Raw genomic sequence first — 6,061 nt, 5'->3', positions numbered from 1 at the left:
GATGCTGGCGCCAAACAGCTCGTTTCACCACCGCACAATCTTCCCCGCTCATCCCCGCCCCCAAAACCCATGCCATACTCCTCCCGTCCCGCCCTCGGATACACCGGTTGGCGTTGCCGGCGAGGCGGGGCCGGCGCTTTTGTGAGGCCTGGAACGCAGGGCGGAGCAAGAGGCGTCGTGGACTGGTCATGCCGGCGTAAAATCGGCGGCGTGCGGGTGCAACGGTCGGTTTTGCCGATACCCTGCACCTTGAGCACATAAGGGACGGCGACTGGCCGACCGGCGGAAAACCCGCCGGAACGGCGCGGCGATGCCGCGGGCGACAGGTCCGCGGAGGTCATCGCCGCGTCGAGCAAAGACGGTCATTCGGGGCGCCCGGGCAGCGAAAGCGCAACCAATAACGACAAGCCCGCGAGCGCATCTCTGAGAAAGATGCCGAAACCCCGTACAAAAGGACCAGGAAACGGCGACAGACCGCCGAACGGGGCGCCGCAAGGTGCCATCTAAAATTTTTCAACGCGGCAGCTGCGGCGCCCCGTCCGAAACAGGTTACCGATCCGGAGGGTTTTTGCCCGGCCGGCTTCTCGGCATGGCTCTTTGACCCCGTCGATCCTCTCCCGCCCGCGGCTCTCCCGGCACATGCCGAAAGCCTTGTGCCGATACGGCACGCATGCGGCCGGACAAGGCCTTCGCCGGCCTTAAACACAGGCTGCGCGTTCAGACTTCCCTAAACGCCGGCCTGTATAAGACGAGCAGCGACCGTTTTGGAGATCCCGACCGATGAGCATTTCCGGCATGATGAACACTGCTGTCTCCGGCCTGCTGGCGCAGTCGACCCGGGTCGGCGCCATTGCCAACAACGTCGCCAATGCCGGCACACCCGGTTACCAGCGCCAGGAAACCACGCTCTCCTCCTCGCCATCCGGCGGCGTTTCGGCAACGGTCGTTCCCACCGGCGAAGGCGTCGATCTTGCCGGGGAATTCACCGATCTGATCAGTGCCGAACTGAGCTACAAGACGAATGCCGCCGTCTTCGAAACCGGCGCGGAGATCTGGGACGTGCTGATGTCGATCAAGCGCGATTGAGCCTTCCCCGGCCGCAAGCGCCCCTCAGGAAAAGCCCGGCTTCACAAAACCCTTCCTATGGTCGCAGAGCTTGCGGCAGAGGCGATGTCTCGCCCCTGCAAACCGTCCCGATGCGTCGTCGAGATGGGTGGCTATACGCCGCCCGGTTCAGCTCGACCGGCCTTCCAGCCAGGCATGCCATTCCTCGACGCTGCCATGGAAGACATTGAGGTCGATCTTGCCCTCGACGCCATGCGACAGGCCGGAGCCGGAATATTGCCAGAACACCCACTTGCGGCCCGGATAGACCTTTGACGGATGCTGGGCGACAGCGCGCAGCCAGAACGGATAGTTGGTGAAGGCGCCGCGCAGATTGTCCTTGTAGAAATCCGGCGCCGTGTAGATCACCGGCCGCTTGCCGTAATGGCGCTCGAGCTTGTCCATGAAGATCTGCATTTTTTCACGCACGGTCTCCGGAGACGGGCGGCGCTTGCAGCGCGACTCGCCGTTCCACTCGACGTCGATCACCGGCGGCAGCGCATCCGGATCGCGCGGCACGTTGCGGATGAACCAGTCGGCCTGCTCGGCGCCGGTGCGGCACCAGTAGAAGAAGTGGTAGGCGCCGCGCTTCAACCCGGCTTCCTTCGCCTTGCGCCAGTTGGTGCGGAACATCGGATCGAGGTGATCGCCGCCATCGGTGGATTTGATGTAGGCGAAGTTGGCGCCCTGCGTGCGCAGCTTCGCCCAGTCGATATCGCCCTGCCAGCGCGAGACGTCGACGCCGTGCACCGCCATCTTGCGTGGCGAGCGCGAGCCGAAATTGATCGGCTTGGCATCGCGGAACCGGTGGCCATAAACCCGCGAACGTTTGCCGGGCAGCGGATCGATCGCCGGCGTGATCATCGCCACCTGCTCGACCGGCTTTTCGTCCGGCACCGGCATGTTGAGCGAGCGCTCCGGCACGATCACCTCGCCGCTCGGCACCCGGCCGGCCCAGGCGAGCGCATCCTGGTGCTGTTCCGGCCTGGCTTCGGCGGTCGTCGTCTCGACGCCACCCGTACCGACATCGGCGACGGGAACCGGGGCGACGATACCGGTCACGGAACTGGTCGTCTCCGGCGAGGTCAGGCCGGCGGAAAGCGCATCCGGCCCGGAACTCGAGGCACAGGCCGAGAGCGACAGGCAGGCAAGGAAGATGGCTGGCACAGTGGATATACGCATAGGAACCCGCACGCAAAACAAACAGCCGGACAAAACACGCCGACATGGGAAACCTTGAAAGGTAATGACTAATGGAAATTTACCAAAAAAGACTGAATCCAATCTTTACCGTCCCGGAACCGGACGCCGCCATTTACCGAAAACCGGCAAAACAGCCGGTTTTCCCAGCGTAAATCCCGCCAGAGCGCCAACGGCACCGTCGTCGGAAATTGCGTAAAATCAAGAAATTGAGGAGGCTTTCATGCTTCAGGGAGAAACCGGGCATCCTGGAATTTTTATTGCCCTGGAAACGGTAAATGCCGGAGCGGCAGAACCGCTCCGGCATTTGGCTATCCTTTAACATGCCCCGAAACGGGGAAAACCGGCTCAGGCCGTCGCGGTTTCCGCGCGGCGCTGCTCGGCGAGTGCCGCAAGATCGGCAGGCTTCAGCTCCACCGATTCACCGCAGCCGCAGGCGGATGTCTGGTTCGGATTGGTGAAGGTGAAGCCGGAGCGCAACGTCGTCGTCTCGAAGCCCATCTGGGTGCCGAGAAGATACAGAACGGCGGACGGCTCGACCCAGACCCTGGCGCCATCGCGCTCGATCAGGTCGTCCTTGGCATTGGGTTCGGTGACCAGGTCGATGGTGTATTCCATCCCGGCGCAACCGCCTTTCTTGATGCCGACGCGAACGCCCTTCGCTTCCGGCCCGGAATTTTCGACGATCGTCTTTACCCGGTCCGCCGCCGCATCCGTCATGCTCATCACTGCAAAGCCCATCGGCCCAATCTCCTTCCGCAACCGGGGTCAAGATCCGGCGCTTCATGATTCAGAATGTAATTCCGCTTGGTAAAGGGTTCAATACCAGCCGATGGCAACCTGGGCTTCTTCCGACATGCGGTCCGGCGTCCACGGCGGATCGAAGGTCATCGACACTTCGACGCCCGAAACGCCCTCGACGGCGCCGACGGCATTTTCGACCCAGCCGGGCATCTCGCCGGCAACCGGGCAGCCCGGCGCGGTCAGCGTCATGACGATCTTCACCATGCGGTCGTCTTCGATATCGATCTTGTAGACGAGGCCGAGCTCAAAAATGTCGGCAGGAATTTCCGGGTCGTAAACCGTCTTCAGCGCCGAGATGACGTCATCGCTGAGGCGCGCCAGCTCATCGGCGGGAATGGTGGAATGGACGATGCCTTCACGGACATCGACCTTCTGTTCGCTTTCGTCCAGGCTCATCGCGGACACTCCTCAGGCAAAAAATTTGCGCGCATGTTCCAGCGCATCGGCCAATGCATCCACTTCGGCACGGGTATTGTAAAGGCCGAAGGATGCACGGCATGTGGAGGTAACGCCGAAGCGTTTCAAGAGCGGCTGGGCGCAATGCGTGCCGGCGCGCACCGCGACACCGCGGCGGTCGATGACCATCGAGACGTCGTGGGCATGGATGCCGGCGAGCTCGAAGGAAAAGATGCCGCCCTTGTCCGGCGCCGTGCCGAAGATGCGCAGCGAGTTGATGGCGCTCAGGCGTTCCTGTGCGTAGGTCGCCAGGTCCGCCTCGTGGGCAGCGATTGCGGCGCGGCCGATGCCCTCCATGTAGTCAAGCGCGTAACCTAGCCCGATCGCCTGCACGATCGGCGGCGTGCCGGCTTCGAAACGGTGTGGCGGATCGTTGTAGGTGACGGCATCTTCGGAAACGTCGAAAATCATCTCGCCGCCGCCCTGGAACGGCCGCATCTGCTTCAGCCGGTCCATCTTCCCGTAGAGCACGCCGATGCCCGACGGGCCGTAGAGCTTGTGGCCGGTCATGACGTACCAGTCGCAATCGATGTCCTGGACATCGACCGGCATATGCACGGCGCCCTGGCTGCCATCGACGAGCACCGGAATGCCACGCTCACGAGCGATGCGGCAGACTTCCTTGACAGGCACGATGGTGCCGAGCGCATTCGACATATGGGTGATGGCGATGAGCTTGGTCTTCTCCGTCAGGCTCTTCTCGAAATCCTCGATATGGAAAGCGCCCGCCTCGTCCACCGGCACCCAGACGAGTTTGGCGCCCTGCCGCTCGCGGATGAAATGCCACGGCACGATGTTGGAGTGGTGCTCCATGATCGTCACGACGATCTCGTCGTCCTCGCCGATGTTCGGCATGCCCCAACCATAGGCGACCGTGTTGATCGCCTCGGTGGAGGATTTGGTGAAGACGATTTCGTCCAGCGAGCCGGCATTCAGGAAGCGGCGCACCTTTTCGCGCGCCGCCTCGTAGGCTTCAGTCGCCGCGTTGGAGAGGAAATGCAGGCCACGATGCACGTTGGCATATTCGTTGGAATAGGCATGCGTGATCGCATCGATGACCACTTGCGGCTTCTGAGCCGAAGCGCCGTTATCGAGATAGACGAGCGGCTTGCCGTAGACTTCGCGCGACAGGATCGGGAAATCCCGCCGGATCGCTTCGATGTCGTAGGCGGTCGGCGCCACAAGCTTGTCCATGGTCTTCGTCCTATCCGGCCCGCCTCAGGCGTGCCTGTCCAGCCATGCCGAGATGACGCCTTCCAGCGCCTCGACCAGGCTTTCCTCTTCCAGTTCCTCGACGATCTGCGCCACGAAGGCGTAGACGAGCATGGCGCGCGCCGTCTTTTCCGTCACGCCGCGCGTCATCATGTAATACATGTGATTGCGGTCGATATCGGCGACGGTCGCACCATGGCCACACAGAACGTCATCTGCGAAGATTTCCAGCTCGGGCTTCACCGAGAAGTCGGCATCGTCGGAGAGGAGAAGCGTGTTGCAAGCCATTTTCGCATCGGTCTTCTGCGCCGCCTGGGCGACGCGGATCATGCCCTGGAAAACACCGCGGGCACGGTCGAAGATCACGTTGCGAACGATCTCGGTCGAGTTCGTGTGCGGCACGTTGTGATCGAGGACCAGCGTCACGTCGGTATGCGTATCGCCGCCCAGGAGGTTGACGCCGCGCAACGTCAGTTCGGCACCCTCACCGCTGACGGTGATGCGCAGTTCCTGACGCACCAGCTTGCCGCCGGCATTAACGACGAACAGGCGCAGCTTGGCTTCCGCGCCGAGTTCGACGCGGATCTGACCGAGATGGGTATCGGCCGCGCCCTGCTCCTGAAGGATGATCCAAGTGATCTCGGCGCCCTTCTCGAGCGTCAAAGCACTGATGGACGAAACCAGGGCCGCATCGTCACCCTCGCCGCGGTGGCGCTCAATGACGGTCGCCTTGCTGCCGGCGCCGAAACGAACCGGGAAACGGGTGTGCACCTGACCGGCGCCATGCAAAGACTGGATTTCCAGAGGCGCGGACAACTCCGCACCGTCGGCAATCTCCAGCACCAGACCGTCGCGTACAAAACTGCCGTTGATACGGCCGATGGCATCGTCGGCGCTGGCTTCACGCAGGCCTTCGGCGGCGGTTCCATCGACCAGGCTTTCAGCGTAACGGCGGACTGTCACGCCTTCCGGAGCAACACTCGCGTCGGCGGCACCCTGCCGCAGCGTCAGCACCGCGGAGCCGGAAACCAACGGCTTCACAGCCGAAAGCGACGGCGCGGGCTGGGCAGCCGGTACGGCGCGCAGCAGCGCACGCAGGTCGGTATAGTGCCAGGCTTCGATACGGCGGGTCGGCAGGCCGCCCGTCTTCAACTCGTCCAGCAGCCGGTCGCGCACCGAAAGCACGGCGCCATCGCCCGGCAGGTCACCGATCTGAGCGTTATAGGCGTCGAGCAATGCGCTCTCCGCCGTCGTCAGCCGGTTCGTCGTCTGAATGTTCATCGAC

Annotated in this window: 6 protein-coding genes; 1 reads left to right on the top strand and 5 read right to left on the bottom strand. The window is 62.9% G+C overall.

Translation table 11 applies throughout. The features are described 5' to 3' along the window. Positions 1 to 780 precede the first annotated feature (780 nt). Positions 781 to 1,086 carry a flagellar basal body rod protein FlgC gene (locus ACSQ3I_RS24220; RefSeq protein ID WP_436003206.1) on the top strand — a complete coding sequence of 102 codons (306 nt, stop codon included), beginning with the start codon at positions 781 to 783 and terminating at the stop codon, positions 1,084 to 1,086. A gap of 147 nt (positions 1,087 to 1,233) precedes the next feature. Here the strand turns inward: ACSQ3I_RS24220 and ACSQ3I_RS24215 are convergent, their stop codons facing one another. From ACSQ3I_RS24215 to sufD, 5 genes are all read right to left on the bottom strand, one after another. Then, complete coding sequence (locus ACSQ3I_RS24215) at positions 1,234 to 2,286, bottom strand: glycoside hydrolase family 25 protein (protein ID WP_436003204.1); 1,053 nt, start codon at positions 2,284 to 2,286, stop codon at positions 1,234 to 1,236. 366 nt (positions 2,287 to 2,652) lie between these two features. Beyond that, positions 2,653 to 3,045 carry a Fe-S cluster assembly scaffold SufA gene (gene sufA, locus ACSQ3I_RS24210; RefSeq protein WP_436003202.1) on the bottom strand — a complete coding sequence of 131 codons (393 nt, stop codon included), beginning with the start codon at positions 3,043 to 3,045 and terminating at the stop codon, positions 2,653 to 2,655. A gap of 78 nt (positions 3,046 to 3,123) precedes the next feature. Continuing rightward, the gene (locus tag ACSQ3I_RS24205) at positions 3,124 to 3,504 is read right to left on the bottom strand and encodes an SUF system Fe-S cluster assembly protein (protein ID WP_436003200.1); all 381 of its coding nucleotides are present in this window, start codon (positions 3,502 to 3,504) and stop codon (positions 3,124 to 3,126) included. 12 nt (positions 3,505 to 3,516) lie between these two features. Then, positions 3,517 to 4,758 (bottom strand): cysteine desulfurase, encoded by a 1,242-nt coding sequence (locus ACSQ3I_RS24200; RefSeq protein WP_436003198.1) that lies wholly within the window; start codon positions 4,756 to 4,758, stop codon positions 3,517 to 3,519. Positions 4,759 to 4,782: 24 nt separating this feature from the next. Beyond that, positions 4,783 to 6,057: a Fe-S cluster assembly protein SufD gene (sufD, locus tag ACSQ3I_RS24195; protein ID WP_436003196.1), complete on the bottom strand. Its 1,275-nt coding sequence runs from the start codon at positions 6,055 to 6,057 to the stop codon at positions 4,783 to 4,785. Positions 6,058 to 6,061: the final 4 nt, after the last annotated feature.

Origin of the sequence: Rhizobium sp. LjRoot30, assembly GCF_964253915.1 — a bacterium.
Taxonomy (GTDB): domain Bacteria; phylum Pseudomonadota; class Alphaproteobacteria; order Rhizobiales; family Rhizobiaceae; genus Metarhizobium.
This window is presented reverse-complemented; position numbering and strand designations above follow the sequence as displayed.

Excerpts from the sequence above, each read along its gene's own strand:
- ACSQ3I_RS24220 (WP_436003206.1), top strand. The coding sequence starts at position 781 with ATGAGCATTTCCGGCATGATGAACACTGCTGTCTCCGGCCTGCTGGCG.
- ACSQ3I_RS24215 (WP_436003204.1), bottom strand. The coding sequence starts at position 2,286 with ATGCGTATATCCACTGTGCCAGCCATCTTCCTTGCCTGCCTGTCGCTC.
- sufA (WP_436003202.1), bottom strand. The coding sequence starts at position 3,045 with ATGGGCTTTGCAGTGATGAGCATGACGGATGCGGCGGCGGACCGGGTA.
- ACSQ3I_RS24205 (WP_436003200.1), bottom strand. The coding sequence starts at position 3,504 with ATGAGCCTGGACGAAAGCGAACAGAAGGTCGATGTCCGTGAAGGCATC.
- ACSQ3I_RS24200 (WP_436003198.1), bottom strand. The coding sequence starts at position 4,758 with ATGGACAAGCTTGTGGCGCCGACCGCCTACGACATCGAAGCGATCCGG.
- sufD (WP_436003196.1), bottom strand. The coding sequence starts at position 6,057 with ATGAACATTCAGACGACGAACCGGCTGACGACGGCGGAGAGCGCATTG.